Source organism: Mucilaginibacter sp. dw_454 (genome assembly GCF_018449775.1).
Classification (GTDB): domain Bacteria; phylum Bacteroidota; class Bacteroidia; order Sphingobacteriales; family Sphingobacteriaceae; genus Mucilaginibacter.
In genome coordinates this window covers 293,882-312,421 of sequence record NZ_JAAVVB010000004.1, presented here as the reverse complement: position 1 = coordinate 312,421, position 18,540 = coordinate 293,882, and the positions used below count along the sequence as shown (strand labels likewise).

At 45.8% G+C, this 18,540-nt stretch carries 15 protein-coding genes; 7 read left to right on the top strand and 8 right to left on the bottom strand.

The window, feature by feature from the left end; translation table 11 throughout:
• Positions 1-320 precede the first annotated feature (320 nt).
• Complete coding sequence (locus tag HB679_RS14775) at positions 321-3,575, bottom strand: glycosyl hydrolase (protein ID WP_214072772.1); 3,255 nt, start codon at positions 3,573-3,575, stop codon at positions 321-323.
• A 673-nt stretch (positions 3,576-4,248) separates the two neighbouring features.
• Here HB679_RS14775 and HB679_RS14770 point away from each other — a divergent pair.
• From HB679_RS14770 to HB679_RS14760, 3 genes are read left to right on the top strand one after another with little or no spacing between them, the layout of a single operon-like run.
• Positions 4,249-4,716, top strand: coding sequence for a RidA family protein (locus HB679_RS14770; RefSeq protein WP_214072771.1), 468 nt, complete (start codon positions 4,249-4,251; stop codon positions 4,714-4,716).
• Positions 4,717-4,723: 7 nt separating this feature from the next.
• A complete protein-coding gene (locus HB679_RS14765; protein ID WP_214072770.1) occupies positions 4,724-5,827 on the top strand; it encodes a D-TA family PLP-dependent enzyme in 1,104 nt (367 codons plus the stop codon).
• 5 nt (positions 5,828-5,832) lie between these two features.
• Complete coding sequence (locus HB679_RS14760; RefSeq protein ID WP_214072769.1) at positions 5,833-6,903, top strand: membrane dipeptidase; 1,071 nt, start codon at positions 5,833-5,835, stop codon at positions 6,901-6,903.
• A gap of 207 nt (positions 6,904-7,110) precedes the next feature.
• Here HB679_RS14760 and HB679_RS14755 read toward each other — a convergent pair whose 3' ends face one another.
• The 7 genes from HB679_RS14755 to HB679_RS14725 all read right to left on the bottom strand — a co-directional run bounded on the left by HB679_RS14755 (position 7,111) and on the right by HB679_RS14725 (position 12,545).
• Positions 7,111-7,836, bottom strand: a complete 726-nt coding sequence (locus HB679_RS14755) for a LytTR family DNA-binding domain-containing protein (RefSeq protein ID WP_214072768.1) — start codon at positions 7,834-7,836, stop codon at positions 7,111-7,113.
• Positions 7,833-8,849, bottom strand: a complete 1,017-nt coding sequence (locus tag HB679_RS14750; RefSeq protein ID WP_214072767.1) for a histidine kinase — start codon at positions 8,847-8,849, stop codon at positions 7,833-7,835. The genes HB679_RS14755 and HB679_RS14750 overlap by 4 nt, the downstream gene beginning before the upstream one ends.
• 25 nt (positions 8,850-8,874) lie before the next feature.
• A complete protein-coding gene (locus HB679_RS14745) occupies positions 8,875-9,288 on the bottom strand; it encodes a c-type cytochrome (RefSeq protein WP_214072766.1) in 414 nt (137 codons plus the stop codon).
• The gene (locus HB679_RS14740) at positions 9,285-9,812 is read right to left on the bottom strand and encodes a YceI family protein (protein ID WP_214072765.1); all 528 of its coding nucleotides are present in this window, start codon (positions 9,810-9,812) and stop codon (positions 9,285-9,287) included. The genes HB679_RS14745 and HB679_RS14740 overlap by 4 nt, the downstream gene beginning before the upstream one ends.
• The gene (locus HB679_RS14735; protein ID WP_214072764.1) at positions 9,812-10,837 is read right to left on the bottom strand and encodes a metallophosphoesterase; all 1,026 of its coding nucleotides are present in this window, start codon (positions 10,835-10,837) and stop codon (positions 9,812-9,814) included. Before HB679_RS14735 ends, HB679_RS14740 begins: the two co-directional genes overlap by 1 nt.
• A 148-nt stretch (positions 10,838-10,985) precedes the next feature.
• Positions 10,986-11,753 (bottom strand): DUF4846 domain-containing protein, encoded by a 768-nt coding sequence (locus tag HB679_RS14730; protein WP_214072763.1) that lies wholly within the window; start codon positions 11,751-11,753, stop codon positions 10,986-10,988.
• Between the two features lie 6 nt (positions 11,754-11,759).
• Complete coding sequence (locus HB679_RS14725) at positions 11,760-12,545, bottom strand: M15 family metallopeptidase (protein WP_214072762.1); 786 nt, start codon at positions 12,543-12,545, stop codon at positions 11,760-11,762.
• A gap of 145 nt (positions 12,546-12,690) precedes the next feature.
• Between HB679_RS14725 and HB679_RS14720 the strand changes: the two genes are divergently transcribed.
• The 4 genes from HB679_RS14720 to HB679_RS14705 all read left to right on the top strand — a co-directional run bounded on the left by HB679_RS14720 (position 12,691) and on the right by HB679_RS14705 (position 18,510).
• Entirely contained in the window at positions 12,691-14,232 is a 1,542-nt protein-coding gene (locus HB679_RS14720; protein ID WP_214072761.1) for a gliding motility-associated C-terminal domain-containing protein, read from the top strand.
• A gap of 534 nt (positions 14,233-14,766) precedes the next feature.
• Positions 14,767-17,040 (top strand): catalase/peroxidase HPI, encoded by a 2,274-nt coding sequence (gene katG, locus HB679_RS14715; protein ID WP_214072760.1) that lies wholly within the window; start codon positions 14,767-14,769, stop codon positions 17,038-17,040.
• 133 nt (positions 17,041-17,173) lie between these two features.
• Complete coding sequence (locus HB679_RS14710; RefSeq protein ID WP_214072759.1) at positions 17,174-17,359, top strand: hypothetical protein; 186 nt, start codon at positions 17,174-17,176, stop codon at positions 17,357-17,359.
• 74 nt (positions 17,360-17,433) lie between these two features.
• Positions 17,434-18,510 (top strand): acyltransferase family protein, encoded by a 1,077-nt coding sequence (locus HB679_RS14705; RefSeq protein WP_214072758.1) that lies wholly within the window; start codon positions 17,434-17,436, stop codon positions 18,508-18,510.
• The last annotated feature ends 30 nt before the right edge of the window (positions 18,511-18,540 follow it).

The window sequence follows — 18,540 nt, the reverse complement described above, 5'->3', positions numbered from 1 at the left end:
CACGCTACGCTCGCGATGACGTGGTGGTAACATCAGTATTTCACCACCGAAACTTTTTTGTTGGTCCCCACCACGTCATCGTGAGCGAGGTATGAGCGTGACGATCTCTGACATGTTGCGCATTACCGCTTATCCGGAGATCGCCACGCTACGCTCGCGATGACGTGGTGGTAATATCAGTATTTCACCACCGAAACTTTTTTGTTGGTCTCCACCATGTCATCGTGAGCGAGGTACGAGCGTGACGATCTCTGAGACGTTGCGCATTACCGCTTATCCGGAGATCGCCACGCTACGCTCGCGATGACGTGGTGGTAACATCAGTATTTCACCACCGAAACCTTAACCGGACCCAATAAACCAGACGACTCTAAACCTTTACCTTCATTCGGCATTACAAATGCAGTTGCTTTACGCTCTGCCGCCGGTAGTTTGCTATCGCCAATTAAACGGTTGTTCCAGGTGTTAACCACCTTTACCTCAATTTTATTAGCGCCGGGTTTTAAGGCTTTTGTAATATCCAATTGGTAAGGAGGCGTCCACACACCACCCACATCAACGCCGTTAATTTTTACTTTAGCAATGGCCCGGGCCAAACCCAGGTCAAGTATATAATTGGTTCCTTTTACTAAAGTAGCAATATTAAAGCTATTGTGATAAAAAGCGGTGCCCGAATAATATTTAATGCTATCATTAGCGCTTTGCGACCAATCTGTTAAATTCTCGAACGTTACCGGGTTTGCCGGACCGCGCATTTTGCTGTCAAAATTTACCGTCCACGGTTGATCGATAGCGATAGATGCCGTAGCACGCGGATAATTTGAACGGCTGGTATCCCGCTTCATGCCCGCCTTGCGGAACACGATAAATGCACTTTCATAAGGAGCGAGTTTCATCGGAACAGTAGTGGTGCCGTTGGCTTGATAATATGATGGGAGATCGCGCCTGTCGCCGGTTACGGCATCCCATAACTCCGGCTGTTTGCCGGTGATGCGGAATTTAGGCGAAATATTTACCGTGCTGGTTCTCTGGTTAGAAATAAAATAAATAGAACCGTCTTTTAACTGACGATGGATAAATAATATCGAATCGCTTTGCGTGATCTTAGCATCCGGAATAACTTTTACCAGCTTAAGTGCTTGCTGCATACTCATGCCCGAAATCACCATGCCTTTGCCATAACGGTTTACGCGTACGTTAACGCCATCAATATTGCCCCAAAGCTGGCCAGCTAACTTTTGCACTTGTTTATCAGCTAAAGGGAACCCTTGCAAACTTGGCGAGCGACTAGGTTTAGGTCCTAGAATTACTGCGCCTTGTGCTACCAGGTCCTTGATTTTAGCCAATAATTCCGGGCGTATGGTTTCCAGTTTTGGCAATACCAGTATGCTGTAGTTAATGCCATTTGGCAGCGTTAATTTGCCGTTTTTAACGGTGATGCGGTTTTTAAGCACTTCGCCATTGATGTAGTCGTACGAATAGCCTTGCGGTAAGGCAGGGTCGGTAATACCGGTCATTTTTGGTGCGTCCTCACCAATAAAGTAGGCTACGTCTGCCGCGTAAATACCTTGCTGCAGCATTAGGTTACAACGTTTGCTGTATTTCAGAAATACGTCCATGTCAAAGAACCAGGTGTTCAGTCGGTTAAACTCTACGCCAAACCAGGTATCAATTCCCGGTGCTTTGTCAGTAGGTTGTTCTATGTAGACGTGGAGTAAGGTATTGTTAATGCCTTCGGTAAAAAAGCGATCGCCACGTTTTTTAAACATGGCGGGATAGCGCCAAAAGGCATCGCCGGCAGCGGTGAATGATTCGGCGGATACCTTAGTTTTCCCATAAATATGTGCCGATGAGGAGGCTGCTTTATTTTCGATATCGCCCAAATCGCCCTCGCTCCAAAACTCGCCGCCAATCTCATCGCTTTGTCCGCCGTATTGTAAAAACTCGCCCGGATAACCCCAGTGGCCGTAGTTCTCCAACCAGGTCGTCAAACCATGTTTATGGCTGATGTCGCGCAGGCCGCCCACGTATTTATAGGATACATCGTCGGCAATTAAACGACGCAGATCCCAAAGAAAACGGTCTGACTGATCTTCGCTGCCCACAACTTTGCCTTGCATTACGGGGATAAAAGGCACCGGATCATAATGGTACGCTTGCTTAAATTCATTAATCAACTCGTCTGTCCAGTTTTGACCGCCGGTTTCGTAGCTGTCCTCAACGGTAACTTTCCAGCTCTTGCGGTCTTCGGCCGGGATACGGCGCTGAATTTCGCCCAAAAAAGCATCAAAGTGAGCAGCGATGTGCTTAGTACTCATCTTGTCGGCTTCCAGGCCGGTACCCTCAGGCGTAGCCGGCGAGTTTTTTACACCGGTTGGTGTCATGCCGCTGCGCTCAATGATCCAGTTACCGGCTGGTACGTTCCATTTCAACGTGCCATCGGCAGCCATGTATTTAGTAATGTCGATCACTTTGGTAGGATCAATTACATATTTATTATTGTCGATAACCGGTTGAGGTACCCATTGATAGGCATCCCAAAAAGGATGCGGTGTGGGCCACATTTTAGCTTCGGTTTTCTCGATATAATTTTCAACGACCGGCGTTGCTGATAATTTGATCTCGGCGATCTTGCAGTTGTTGGATACCCGATTAAAAACCACCCGGAAATCATTAGCTGTAGTTGCCGGAATAGATACAGCAACCGGGCCGAAAGGGGAGAAACCTACATTAAGCGCGGTATTGCCCCTGTCGATAGAAAAATGTTTGATGATGGTGTATTCGCCGTTAACCTTTGCTTCGATATCGCCCGAAAAACTAAAACCCTCATGACCGGGAACGATTACCAGGCTGCGTGCGGTAAATTGCTGCGGGGCCGAAATATTAAAAGAAAACGGCTGTCCGCGGGGAATAGTTACGGTAGTAGCCTCGTTGTCATCTGTTAAATTATTCAGCGCATCAATCTGTGGAGTTGAAGACAGTGTTGGCTTTAAATCGGTGATAGATGCATTATAATCAGCTGCTACGGGGTAGGCAATTACCCGTACATCCTGGAAGACATCAATAGGCTTCGGCAAAACCTGGCTATAAGCCAGCGGACCGGTAACCCGCGTTTGCGACGAGGTCAAATAACGCATAGCTTGCCCTGGCTTAACCCATGGCCCGCCGGATTGGCTCCAACCCGGACTGTTGAACAAACCGATATCTATATTTAAACGGGTGGCTGTTTTTAACGCGGTGTGCAGGATATCCCACCATTCAGGCGTAAAGATCTTGACCTTACCAAAGGGCATATCGTCGATACCAATATTGCCTATAAAGGCGCGGGTAATACCCACGCGTTTCATCGCCTCGAGGTCTTTTACCACCCCCTCTTTAGAGATATTGTCTGACAGCCAGTACCAATAAACGCTGGTTTGGATATTATCGGGCACGGTAATGAAACCGGTTTCGATAGATTTAAAGTTTGGCAGCGATGCATCAGGCACAGCGACAACCTGGGCATTAACATTAAAAGTTATTGCTAATAGACCGGCAAAAAAAAGATTGGATAAAATAGCTCTGTTTAAGCGCATTTATAATGATTTAAGTAGATTTTAATTGGTTTATATAAAAAACTATGCATTGGTAAGGCACAGCTTAACAAACATAAAGTTAGTAGATTTTAAATCCATCCTGTACTGTCTTGCAAAAAATGGGTGTCACCCTGAGCCTGTCGATGGGTGAGCGTAGGCCTGTCGTACGTTATTGGGCTTTACCCACATGCTTCGACGAGTTCAGCATGACACCCTCTGTCGTGAAACAAAAAATGACTTAAAGGTCTGAAATAGTGTTTCATTCTGTTTCACTGCGAATTTGTATTTAATTAGATATCAATTGGTTGGCTAGGTTTACTGTTTCACTTGTTTCGGATGTTGAACACTTAATTGAAACAAAACAACATGTTCAAACAACCCTCTTTCCGCCGCAGGCGAAGAGAGAGGGTGGTCCAGCGAAGCGTAGACCGGGTGAGTCCTCGCTTGGCAGGTGAACGCGCGCCGTCGACTCACCCCGCGGCCCGCAATGGCGGGCGCGACCCTCTCTTCGACTTCGTCGGAAAGAGGGGAACCGCGCAAGGCCACCCCGGCGGAAAGAGGGTGCTTTCATTGCCGTCGGCTTTAGCCGACGGATAATCAACAAAACCGACATCGGCTTTAGCCAAAATAATTAACTTCGCATTAGCCGATTATACATCGACCAAAACACAACATGAGCACACCAGACGAAAACTTCGCCCAAACGGGCTTGAACCTGCCGCCGGCACCTGCGCCGCTTGGGGTTTATAAACCTTATTTAATAGATGGTAAATACCTGTACGTATCGGGCCACGGCACCGTACAGGATGATAAAAGCCTGATCATTGGCCGCATTGGTGCCGATATGGATATGGAACAAGGCAAACTGGCCGCGAGACAAGTGGGCCTGGCTATCCTGTCAACCATCAAAACCAACCTGGGTAGCCTGAACAAGGTAAAACGGGTAATCAAGGTGCTGGGGATGGTTAACTGTACGCCCGAGTTTGAAAAGCATCCCTACATTATCAATGGCTGCAGTGAATTGTTTGCGCAGGTTTGGGGTACCGAGTACGGCATCGGCGTGCGCAGCGCGGTGGGCTTTGGCTCATTGCCCGACAATATCCCGGTAGAGATTGAAGCGATGTTCGAACTGGAGCAATAACAACACCATGGCCAACTGGTTTGACATAGCAAATATCAATGAGCTGGACACCCCGGCACTGGTTGTTTATCCCGATAGGGTAAAGCAAAACATTGCCACGCTGGTAGCCGCTATTGATGATGTGGACCGGCTAAGGCCGCATGTGAAAACGCATAAGTGCAAAGAGGCTACGCAGTTGTGTATGGATGCCGGTATCCGCAAATTCAAATGCGCTACCATTGCCGAAGCCGAAATGCTGGCCCTTTGTAAAGCGCCGGATGTGCTGCTGGCTTATCAGCCGATTGGACCTAAAATTAAGCGGCTGGTTGCGCTGATTAAGCAATACCCGGATACTCAGTTTAGCTGCCTGGTTGATAACTATGAGGCCGCGACAACGATAGACAAAATCGCGTTAGCAGAACAAGTAACCCTAAATGTCTATATCGACCTGAATGTCGGTATGAACCGCTCAGGCATAGCCCCGCAAAAGGCTTTTGTTTTATATGAGCGATGCGAGTTGTTGCAAGCCGTGAAGGTTATCGGCCTGCATGCCTATGATGGCCATATTCATAATGAAGACCTCGACATTCGTAAGCAACAATGCAATGCCGCATTTAAGCTGGTTGAAGAGTTGATTGCCGAATTACATCAATCGGGCATTGACCCTGTTGTTATAGCAGGCGGCTCGCCAACTTTTCCGATACATGCCAAACGCAAAGGTGTAGAATGCAGCCCCGGCACCTTTATTTATTGGGATAGCGGCTATGGCAAGGAGCTTGGAGAACAGACCTTTTTGCCTACTGCTTTGGTGGTAGCCAGGATTGTTTCTTTGCCTGATGATACCAAGATCTGTGTTGATTTGGGGCATAAGTCGGTTGCTTCTGAGAATGTGCTGGACAAGCGGGTCACTTTTCTGAACTCACCTCAACTCCAACCCGTAAGCCACAGCGAAGAGCATTTAGTGCTCGAAGCCGGAGCCAATCACAATTGTAAAGTAGGCGACGTGCTGTACGGTGTGCCGCACCATATCTGCCCAACGGTTGCGCTGTATGAGCGCGCCATTACTATTCAAAACAACAAAACCAGCGGCGAGTGGCTAACCATAGCCCGCGACCGCAAGATCAATATCTAGATACTATGTTTATCATCGACGCCCACCTCGACCTAAGTATGAACGCGCTGGAATGGAACCGCGACTTAACGCAGCCTGTTGCCGCCATTAACGCCCGCGAGGTTGGCCTGAATGATAAGCCTGATCGTGCTAAAGCTGTAGTGAGTTTGCCCGAATTGCGTCGGGGTAACATCGGCTTAGTAATAGCTACGCAGATAGCAAGATATGTCGCTCCTGATAATCATTTACCCGGATGGCATTCGCCCGAACAAGCCTGGGCGCAAACACAAGGGCAGGTGGCCTGGTACAAAACCATGGAAGACGTGGGCGAAATGACGCAGGTCCATGATCTGACCACACTTGAGAACCATTTGAAAGTTTGGGGCGATGGGGACGATAATTCACAAAAGCCAGTTGGTTATATCCTGAGTTTGGAAGGTGCGGATTCGCTGGTCACAGTTGGGCACTTGGAGCGCGCTTACCAGTATGGGTTGCGTGCGGTTGGCCCGGCGCATTACGGACCGGGCAGGTACGCGCAGGGTACAGACGCCACTGGTTTTATGGGGCCGAAAGGCCATGGGCTGCTCAAAGAAATGGAGCGACTGAATATCATTCTCGATGCCACGCATTTATGCGACGATAGCTTTTGGGAGGCGCTCGACCATTTTAACGGTAACGTTTGGGCCAGTCATAATAACTGCCGCGCACTGGTGAATCATAACCGTCAATACAGCGACGAGCAGATCAAAGCACTGATAGATCGCGGGGCTGTAATTGGCGCGGCGTTGGATGCCTGGATGATGGTGCCGGGCTGGGTAAGAGGGGTGTCGACCCCTGAAGGGATGAATTGCAATTTGGAGGTAATGGTTGATCATATAGATCATATTTGTCAGCTAGCCGGTAATACACTACACGTGGGTATTGGTTCTGACCTGGATGGCGCCTTCGGGCGGGAGCAATGCCCCTATGACTTGGAAACTATTGCCGATTTACAAAATATGCCAAACCTCTTGGCAAAACGGGGCTACACCAGTCATGATATCGACAACATGATGCATGGTAATTGGCTGCGCTTTCTGCGCAATGCCTGGGCGTAATAACCACTACGTCATTGCCTGCCATTTTTGTCATTGCGAGCGCAGCGTGGCAATCGCAAGGAGAAAAGTTCGCGATTGCTTCGTCGTCCCTCCTCGCAATGACAATTGTTGTTTACTAGCTACGGGTTAAGATGTCGATATTTTTGTGGCGATGTTGGCCTCTGCGCTCATACTTCGAGTGCCTCAGCATGACACCGTCTGCGAATTTTATCGCTTAAACAACTTATCCTTCAACAACCTATCCAATACCGGCTCATAAAAACTTTGCCCTACGGTTATCTTGGTGCCTTCAATATTGAGCATATTGCCCTCAATGGTTTTGATCTTATCGGTATTAACAATATAGCTTTTGTGCACTTTCAAAAACTTGTCGGCAGGCAGTTTTTCTTCAATGCCTTTAATGGTTAGGTAAGCTACCAGTTTTTTGCCGGTGGTGTACAACGTAACATAGTTAGCCATAGCCTCTACATAAAGCAAATCATTATACGCAACACGTTCTATTTTGCCATCGCATTTAACAAAGAAATGGTCGGCAGCAGGTTTTTCTTTTTCTGCGGATGAAGGCTTGTTACGCAACGTCTTTAACTCCAGCGCCTTTTGCGCAGCTTTTAAAAATCGCGCCAGCGAAAACGGTTTTACCAGGTAATCAACAACCGATAGCTCAAAGCCATCCAGCGCATATTGGCCATAAGCGGTGGTCATGATCACCATGGGTAATATATTGGTAGATCGCAAAAACTGCAGGCCATTCATTTTAGGCATGTTAATGTCTAGGAATATCAGGTCCACCTCGTTATCATTTAATAAGGCTGTTGCTTTAACCGGGTTTTCGGCGGTGCCAGCCAATACCAGGAAATCGGTCTCTTCGAGATATTCCTGCAAGAGCTTGCGGGCAATAGGCTCGTCGTCTATGATGATGCAGTTCAGCTTCATAGTTTTTCCAATGTCAGTTCAACCTCGTAATTCTTCTCGTCATTATTGATCTTTAGCTCATGCCTGTTGGGATACAAAATCTCTAAACGACGCTTAGTATTGGCTATCCCCAGCCCTGATGAGCCTTCGGTATGGTTGATGTAGCTATCCTTGGTGTTAAATACTTTAAAAATCAGCTTATCATCCGCGTAGCGCAAAGATATCTCTACCAGGTTGGGCCTGTCCTCATTAAAGCCTACGTATTTAAAAGCATTCTCCACAAAAGTAATGAGCAGTAAAGGTGCTATGTTTGGCTGCCCGTCAACCTCATCGGCACAAAAATTAACTTTTACACGTTCGTCAATACGGCCCCTTTGCATAGCAATGTAATTGCTTACATAATTGATCTCGCGATCGAGCGAGATCTCCTCGACGTTACATTCATACAACTGGTAGCGCAGCATTTCTGATAGCACCAACAGCATCTCGCGGGCCTCTTTGTTCGATTTATCAATATGCCCATAAATGGAGTTGATAGAATTAAACAAAAAGTGCGGATTGAACTGTGCCCGCAAAAAGTTCAACTCGTTAGTGGCTTTTTCTTTTTCTATCTGCTCGATGTATAATTGCGAACGCATGCGGTCGGTTATCATTTTGGCAGCGACAATAACCACCACCCAGAAAAATATGTTGACGAACGAGTTATAAAAAACAGTTACGGGGTCAAATGGTGCGCCGATTATTTTAAATAGGTGTATCGTGACAAATTTAGATACCGGTATGCGCAACAGCGCCGTAACTATTATCCCCAGAATAAACAGTATCCCAAACCCTAAGTAGTATTTTTTATTGAGGTTTTGGGGGATGTTATACAGCGTATTAAAATAATAATTGGCCGAGATAAACGCCAGGTAACAAAATTGTATGGTAAGGCTATGGGTAAGCACCAGCGTGCCGTTTCTGAATATAAATATCCAGAACAGGTACGCCAGCAGCCAGAACCCAAGGTGATATGCTATCTTTTTAGTATTCAAAATTTTAAGCTGATAAATATATGAACTATTTCGCCACGTCATCAGAGAAAGGTGCACCCTTGTGACAGGTATAGCACGACACCACCATCATGCTATTACCTATCCGCGGGTGTTTTATCTTCAGGTATTTTTTGCTGATGCCCAATGTCATGCGCATCATTACCCGTGTAATTTCTTTTTCGGCTTTTGCATCGCTTGCAAAATCAAGCCCGTGGCCGTTGGCGTTGTTAGCGTGGCAAAAGCCACAGCTAACGCCAAGGGCATCTTCAAAGTCATCGGTCATGATACTTTGTAACTCTTTTGAGCTGATATCTTTAGGCAATACTTTTAAGTTGGTGTAATGAGCCGGCTCAGGCGGCGTCCGCAACGCCGCCCCCGATGCTATTGTTATACTTAGTACGCCGCCCAATATCACAGCCGCTTTTTTATTCAATTTCATTTCTTAGCTGTTACGTTAAGAATAACCTCTAATTCGTCAGACACGGTACTGGTACCGCCTACACCAAAATCTTTACGTTTAATCTTGAAACCTCCTTTAAACAGATAAGAGTCGTTTGCCTCTGTAGCCGTGAAGGGGAAACTAATAGGTTTGGTAGTCGACTTGATAGTTAACAACCCGGTAAAAACATAGTTGCCATCTTTACCACCCAGTTTGGTTGAAGCCAGGCGAATCTTTGGATAAGTTTTTACCTCAAAAAATTCATCGCGCACGTGGCTGTCCCGCAAGTTGTTGTCGGTATTTACAGTAGCGGAGGTAATGGTCACGTCAAAATTGCTGGCCGCTAGGTTCCTGGGATCAAAATTGATCAGGCCATCAAAACCTTTAAATGATCCGGCAACATTAAAGCCCAGGTTCCTGATATTGAAAGTTAACGTAGAAGCGGACTCAACAGGTTTATATTGAGCTACTGAAAGCATCGGAATAAATAATTGTGACAATAAAAACAAGGTACGTAGCTTCATTATTTCTGATCGGTTGTATTAGCGGCTTGAATTAAAGGCATGTCGGTAATGGCCAGCGTGCTGTTATGCTCTACATAATTTACCTGGGTTAAGCCCAACATGGTGCGTAGTTTTTCTGCAGGTACTTTCAATGGGCCGGGGCCTGCCGCAGTACCCGGTGCAGGCTGCGGGAAAGCGGTAGAGTTAGCCGTATGGAAAGTAATATTACCTTCAACCTTTTGAATAGTTTGATGGATGTGACCATTCAATACCGATACCGAGCCAAAGCGTTTTAATAAAGCTAATGCTTGTGCGCTGTCGTCAGTTCCCCAGCCCCATTGCGGGTAGATTGCCCAAAGCGGGATGTGTGCAAATACTACGATAGGGGTGCTATTGGTTAATGGCTTCAGGTCGGCTTCCAGCCATTTCAATTGCTCGGGGCCTATGTAGCCAAGACCACCATCAACGTGATTGGTGACGTTAACCAAACCAACAAAATGCACGCCGTGCGAGTCGAAACTGTACCAGCCGTCGCCGATGGTGCCTTTGCCGTAGCGTTCCATATATAATTTACCGTTATCGGTCATATCATGTTCGCCGGGAACATAGAAGATCTTTTCTGTTTTTACAGATTTTAACGCTTGTTCAAGTGTGTCAAACTCCTCGGCTTGTGCAAGGTGAGAAAGGTCGCCGGTGTGCAGCACGAATGAAGGTGCGGACGACATGTTGTTTATTTTATCAATGGTGGCATTCAGGGTACCTAAGACATCAGCATTAGCCGGTTTATTAAATCCAATGTGGCTATCGCTAATTTGTACAAAGCTAAAATCAGACTTGGGCATGACCAGGCCACTCTTTAGTTTGCCGCTGGCTTTATCGATCATATTGCTCATGCCGTATGATTTCATAATGCCGCCAGACATCGTCCATAAAACGCCGGTACCGGCCCAGGCCATACATTCTAAAAATCCGCGGCGGTCAATGCCGTCGTGGTCGTTAAGTTGATCATTGTGATGATGATCGTGGTCGTGAAAGTGATTTCCCATGATGTTGTGTTTAAAGATTATGCTTCAAAACAACACAACGGCACCCACCTGCTCAATTATTTTACATGAGATGGAGGATTTTCTTGACGAAATAGGAAATTACACGATTTAACGATTTTTGGATGAGCAGGATTATAGAACGGAAGTCTTAAAACCGCCTCAAATAAATCGGGTTAATCAGCTCACCATAAGGCAGGTTATTTGCCCGGGCAAGGCTAAACCACGGCGATCCATCTTGCAGTACCTGTAGGTTTTGTGCCGGCATAAAACTTTGAGCCAGCAAGAATTGCTTGTTATGCTGCGCATCTTCAACAACATCCATCACCATAAAACAATGGCCCGGCGCACCGCCGCGAATAAAAACATCGCCGGTTTGTAAGGTGTGAAAATCTTTGACGGGCTGCAATTCTTTCTCTAACGATAGGGTGCCGGCGTAAGTGAACACCAGGTTCATGTAGTTTAGAAAAGTTTTGTAGCTGTAATCTTTATCGGCTTTTAGTACCCATTTGCCATTTTCATAGCGGTAGCCATTGGCGTAGTGTACATAATCGCATTTGAAACCGCTCACAAAATTAAAGCTGATGGCATCGTATTTTTTCTGCTGATAAAGGTATTCGCCGCGCAGGCGCATTACTACGTCGGCACATTGCTGCAGGTCATGGTGGCCTATGCTTAGATCAACTACGGCAGCAGTATTATGATCGGTACGGGCTATGGTACCGTTGAAAATTCGGGTATGGGTTCCGGCTGGCTTTAGTGGTAAATTTTGCAGCCAGTCGCCAAAGCTTTCGTCGGGAACCGGTTGTTGAGTATATCCTTTGGGTGTTTTAAATCGGGTGAGTACATTCTCAGCACGGTCTGAGCGTATAAAACTGCAGCATAATAAAATGCAGTAAACAATAACAAGGTTTTTCATAGGTCGCTATTCCAGCAATTCGGGGCGATATTCAAAGTGCATAGTGTCATAATGATACCATTTGCCGCCCCAAATAAATCCGAACTTCTCAAAAGTAGCTATTATAATTGCCGGGATACGGTTTTTATAATCAATTCTGACGTTTTCGTCTGTGCATTTACAGGTCCATTGCCAATAGTCGGCGTATTTGGTGTTGATATCCAGCGTCATGCCAAAACTATGCAGACTTTGTCGTCTGGTGCCTGCTATATAACGCCAGTTAAAGGTGCCGCCAATATTGCTCAAATATTTTTTTAATTCGGGATGCTGATCTAATTCTGCCGAGACCTTCTGTAACTGCTTATCCACACCATTGACGCTGCTGACCATGATTTTTTGGCCAACAGTTTTTGGGCACCAGGTAATCTGTACTAAGTTTTTCTCCACAGCAGCTTTCGTAGCGCCATACATTTTCTTAAAAAATGCCTCATTTCTTATCCGGCCGGGATCAAAGTTTCTGGTAGGCGAAGATACTTTTCCCGCTGTGTATGGCTGTGTAAACATGTCTTTCAGATCCGGCTCATCCAGTAATTGCTGATAGGTTTTGTTGGCTATGCCGTCGTCCCACAATAATTTGCTGCCATCTTTAAAAAGCAAATGATTATCAGCATAGCCAGCGACAAAATCAGGATAACAGCGAATAAGTTTCTTAGCCGCAGGCGGAATGGTGTCGCGATTTTTTGACGATAAAGTCTGTTTATCTGGCAACAAAAATCCCATCAATAAAAATAAAACGACTATGGTAGCTCGCATACGCAAAAGTAAGAATCGAATTGGTTGACCTGGCAAATTAATATTAAGTCAATAAGCGGTTAATAACCTGTCGATTACTCTTGTTTTGTAACAGCAATAATACTTATATTGGAGTACCAATTATAAACTATTGATTGCCCTTGCAATGCAGAAGTATTTTCGCACTGTTGTATGTATAACATTTATTTTGCTGTGGACGAATATCGTTTTTGGGCAGGCAGGAACGCCGAGCGAGCCGGCACCTGTTGTTAATGTAAGCGATGCAATTGGTACAAACATAGCTTGCGGTGGCGATCCGTCTATGAGCCCCAATGTTCAGCATTTTACAATAGAAGGATATCATTTAACCGAGGATGTTGTTTTAAGGCCCTCGCCCAATGTCGAAATATCAACAGACCCCTCAACCGGTTATACGCGTTCAATTACGCTTAACTTGATAGACGGGACGTTAGCTAAAACTGATATTTACGTTCGTTCGGCGGCTTCCACAACTGCCGGCTCATGGACGGGTAAAGTAGTAGTTATAACCGGGGCAATCACTAAAAGAGTAAGTGTAGATGGTAAAGTGTATGGCAATGGTAGTTTAGATCAGATTAATGACAAGATCTGGGTTGCCGGGAGTACAAACGCTATTCACTTCACCGGTACGGCTAAAGATTTTACCTGGACAAATGATAACCCGGCTATTGGTTTAAAAGACCATGGGGTGGGTGATATAGCATTGTTTAAAGCGACGAACAACGGCACAACGGCAATTAAAGCAATTATAACAGCAACACCTGTTAACCCATCAGCTTGCAGCGCCGGGCCTATGACCTTTACCATTACGGTTAACCCGTCAGAGCCGTCGTCAATTATAACGTCGGGAAGTTTGCCGCAGCTCAATACGGTATATGGTACGCCATCAACATCGGGTACTTTTAAGGTGTCTGGTAACGATATGACATCCGGCGTAACGGTAACTCCGCCTACTGGTTTCGAAGTGAGTAGTGATGGTATCAAATTCACTAACACGATTGTCGTCAAGGCTGTGGATAATATATCGCCTGTGACGGTTTACGTCAGAATTTCAAAGAATACTCCGGCAGGCATTTTTGGGGGAAACGTTACACTTACCAGTGGCAATGCGGCTGAAACCGTTGCCACTGCTACCAACAATATTGTAACGCCTGCTTTGGTAACCGTAACTGCAGATAATAAAAGCAAAGTTACCGGCACGCCAAATCCCGTGCTTACGGTTACCTACAAGGGTTTTGTAAATGACGAAAATTCGTCAGTGTTAACTACAGGTCCTTCAATTGGCACCACGGCGGTGTTGTCATCTGCCGTAGGTAATTACCCTATAACCGCAGCCGGGACACTGGCGGAAAATTATACGTTTAATTATATTGATGGTGTTTTACAGGTTACAGCCGAGCCTCCGAGTATTGTAGTCAACACAGCTTTTACACCTAACGGCGATGGTATAAATGATACCTGGATAATTAAAAATATCGAAAACTTTCCTAAGACAGAAGTGCAGGTTTACAATCGCTACGGTGGTTCTGTATTTCATTCTATAGGTTACCCGGTGCCCTGGAACGGGCGTTTTAACGGAGCCGACCTGGCTGCCGGCACCTATTATTATATTGTAGATCTAAAAAATGGCTCAAAGCCAATTTCCGGCTGGTTAGCTGTTATTAAATAATTTCTTTTTGTCATTGCGAGGAGATACGACGAAGCAATCGCACGCGTTAAGCTGTCCTCCTTGCGATTGCCACGCTACGCTCGCAATGACAACTTCCTTTTAAAGACCCTCTTCCGCAAGCGGGAAAGAGGGTCTTTGAATATCGAACACCGAATGTTGAATAATGAATGATGAAGTACTTCGACGTTCGAAATTCAGAATTCATCATTCGATATTACATCAAATTATCCTCTTTCCGCCGAAGGCGAAGAGAGGGTCGACCAGCGAAGCGTAGTCGGGGTGAGTCCCCCCACGTTAGGGATGGAAATGGATACCGGCCCAGAGCCTAATGCCTCGCAGGCGTATGAATGTACAGCCCGGCCCAATTTTAATCGGGGAACGCCATTTATTTGATCTATAATTTGGTAGAAACATTATAGTTTTTAACTATCCGGTATAAAACTAAATGATTGTGAACTTCATTTTATATCACCTAACTTTACTTTAGTCGTGCCAACCAGGGGCGCAGGCAAATCAATTAATAAACTTATTACTATGGAAAACGAATCAAATGACATCAGTAAATGTCCGTTCCACAACGGCAGCATGAAACATAACACCGGTGGTGGCGGTACCCGCAACAACGATTGGTGGCCAAATCAGTTAAAATTAAATATCCTGCGCCAAAACTCTTCACTGTCCGATCCGATGGGTGATGGGTTTAATTACGCCGAAGAATTTAAAAGCCTTGATCTTAATGCTGTAAAAGCAGATCTGCATGCGCTCATGACCGACTCGCAAGATTGGTGGCCGGCAGATTTTGGCCATTATGGTGGTTTATTTATCCGGATGGCATGGCACAGTGCGGGTACCTACCGCGTAACCGATGGCCGTGGTGGTGGGGGTGCGGGCTTGCAACGTTTTGCGCCACTGAACAGCTGGCCGGATAACGTTAGTTTAGATAAAGCACGCCGTTTGCTTTGGCCCATCAAGCAAAAATATGGTCGTAAAATATCATGGGCTGATTTGATGATCCTGACCGGCAATATCGCATTAGAATCAATGGGCTTTAAAACCTTTGGCTTTGCCGGTGGCCGTGCAGATGTTTGGGAAGCCGACGAGTCGGTTTACTGGGGATCTGAAACTACCTGGCTGGGTGGCGATCTGCGTTATGCACATGGCTCGCCTGGTGTGGTAGAAGGTCACGGTGTTTTGGTATCTGATGATGATGCGGATGGCGATATCCACACACGTAATTTGGAAAAGCCGCTTGCTGCTGTACAAATGGGCTTGATCTATGTAAATCCTGAAGGCCCGGATGGTAACCCGGACCCAATATTGTCCGCTAAAGATATCCGCGATACTTTTGGCCGTATGGCGATGAATGATGAAGAAACTGTGGCACTGATTGCCGGCGGACACAGCTTCGGTAAAACCCACGGTGCGGCATCTGCCGATAATGTGGGCAAAGAGCCGGAAGCAGTAGATCTGGAAGGTCAGGGTTTTGGCTGGCATAATAAGTACGGTTCTGGTAAGGGGCCAGATGCCATTACCAGCGGACTGGAAGTAACCTGGACAAAAACGCCAACGCAATGGAGCAATAATTTCTTTGAAAACCTGTTTGGTTTTGAATGGGAGCTGACCAAAAGCCCTGCGGGCGCACAGCAATGGGTAGCTAAAGACGCTGAAGATATTATTCCTGATGCTTATGATAGCGCAAAGAAACATCGCCCTAAAATGTTAACGACAGATTTGGCTTTGCGATTTGATCCAGCTTATGAAAAAATCTCCAGAAATTTCCTGAATAACCCTGACGCGTTTGCCGATGCCTTTGCACGTGCCTGGTATAAATTAACCCATAGAGACATGGGTCCTAAAGCCCGTTACCTTGGTCCGGATATACCGGCTGAAGAGTTATTATGGCAGGACCCGATCCCGGAGTTAGATCACCAGGTAGTGAGCGAAGCTGATGCAGAAGCGCTAAAGGCAAAAGTATTGGCATCTGGATTAACTGTTAGCGAATTAGTTTCAACTGCCTGGGCATCGGCCTCAACTTACCGCGGATCTGACAAACGTGGCGGCGCCAATGGTGCCCGCATTCGGTTGGCTCCGCAGCGCGACTGGCAGGTTAATAATCCTACGCAAGTACAGAAAGTTTTAAGTGCGTTGGAAGGCATTCAAAAAGAATTTAACGGGGGGCAATCAGGTACAAAGATCTCCTTGGCCGATTTAATTGTTTTGGCCGGAAATGCAGGCGTTGAAAAAGCTGCTAAAGATGCAGGACAAGCTGTGTCTGTTCCATTTGCGTCGGGCCGTATGGATGCATCGCAGGAGCAAACTGATGTAGAATCATTTGGTTACCTGGAGCCGCAAGCTGATGGTTTCCGCAATTATCGTAAAACAAAGGCTCCGGTATCAACCGAGGAATTGTTGATTGACAAAGCTCATTTGCTGACGTTAACTGCGCCGGAACTTACCGTGTTGATTGGCGGCTTGCGTGTATTAGATACCAATTTTGATGGTTCTAAAAATGGTGTTTTCACCAAACGCCCCGGCCAGTTAACCAACGATTTCTTTGTAAACCTATTGGATATGGGCACTGCCTGGAAAGCTGCCGGCATGGACCGCGAAGTTTATCAAGGTACAGACCGCAAAACCGGCGACTTAAAATGGATTGCTACCCGTGCCGACCTGGTATTTGGCTCTAATTCAGAACTAAGAGCTGTCGCCGAAGTTTATGCCGGGGCGGATGCACAAAGCAAATTCACTAAAGACTTTGTTGCGGCCTGGACCAAAGTAATGAACGCCGATAGATTTGATTTAAAATAGAAATCACCAAAAAATAAAAAGTGATGGAAATGCCGTACAGAGAAATTTGTACGGCATTTTTTATGCTGCGCGATAATCAATAGAAACTTATTTCAATCCGCATTGTTATTGTACTGTTAAACCAATAAATCTTATGAAAACTATAACAGTTCCCGGCGATCCTCGTTCTGTAAACTCACTCATGGTTAATAAATCAGAAAAGTTTCATGATCATGAATATGTATTGATCCAATCGTCTGACGGCAGCCAGTCTATCGAGAAAAGAATTTTCCGCGTAGTTGATGCAGGTGACGGCAATTGGGAATTGCAGTTTGAGTAATCTCGTCTGCCGGCTTAATTAGTCGATACTTTTATTAAGTTTGGATGTGCGGGATATCTGCCCGCTATACATCCATGACTGAAATTACAACGAACAAAAGACACTACGGCTTTGATGTGTTGCGGGTGCTTGCCTGCTACATGGTGATGCAAATACATACCGGCGAGTTTTACTATATCGGTAACGGCGGTGCCGTCATTAATTCGCCTGACTCGCATATGGTGGGTTGGTATAATTCTGCGTTCAGAGCTTGCGTGCCATTGTTTGTAATGCTCTCCGGCTATTTTATGTTCCCGATCATAGATACCGGTGCATTTTTCAAAAAACGATTAAGCCGGGTTGCAATTCCGTTTGTGTTATGGAGCGTACTTTATGCATTCTACTATTATTTTACCGGGGGCACCTCTTTGCAAACCGCTTTAATTAATATCTGTAAAATTCCGGTTAATTACGGTGTAGAGGTGGGGCATTTGTGGTTTGTATACATGCTGTTGGGCATTTATTTATTTGCTCCACTGATATCGGCCTGGGTGCAAACCTGCAGCCGCAGAAACATGGAGTTTTACCTTTTGTTGTGGGTCATAGCCTTCTCAGTACCCTACATACATTTGATTTTCCCGGCGATATTAGGCGAATGTTATTGGAACCATACCCCAACACTCTATTATTTTTCGGGCTTTTTGGGTTATGTTATTTTGGCCAACTACATCAAACGTTTTCACCTTCAACCTAAACCCTGGAACTACGCAGTTGGCGCTTTACTGATCATCGTTGGATATTTCATTACCGCTTATGTTTTTGAAACGCGACTGGCAACCGAGAAATCAACCGATGCACTTGAGCTAACCTGGGGCTTCGAAACCATTAATGTAGCCATGATCGCGGCGGGTATTTTCCTTATCCTGAAGAACATTTCCTTTCAAAATACATCATCATTCGGTATTAAACTCCTCTCAGATGTATCTGCAAAAAGCTACGGCATGTATCTGGCGCATATCATGATCTTAATTGCGGTACATAACTGGTTAGATCCTCATTTTGTAAGTGCAGCCGTAAAACTGCCATTAATTGCCGGCGTTACTTTTGTGCTAACTTATCTGTTGATCAAAGCGCTTTCCTATCTACCGAAAAGTAAATGGCTGGTTGGTTAAGTTGACTAGCACATGAAGGTTATAGCCAAA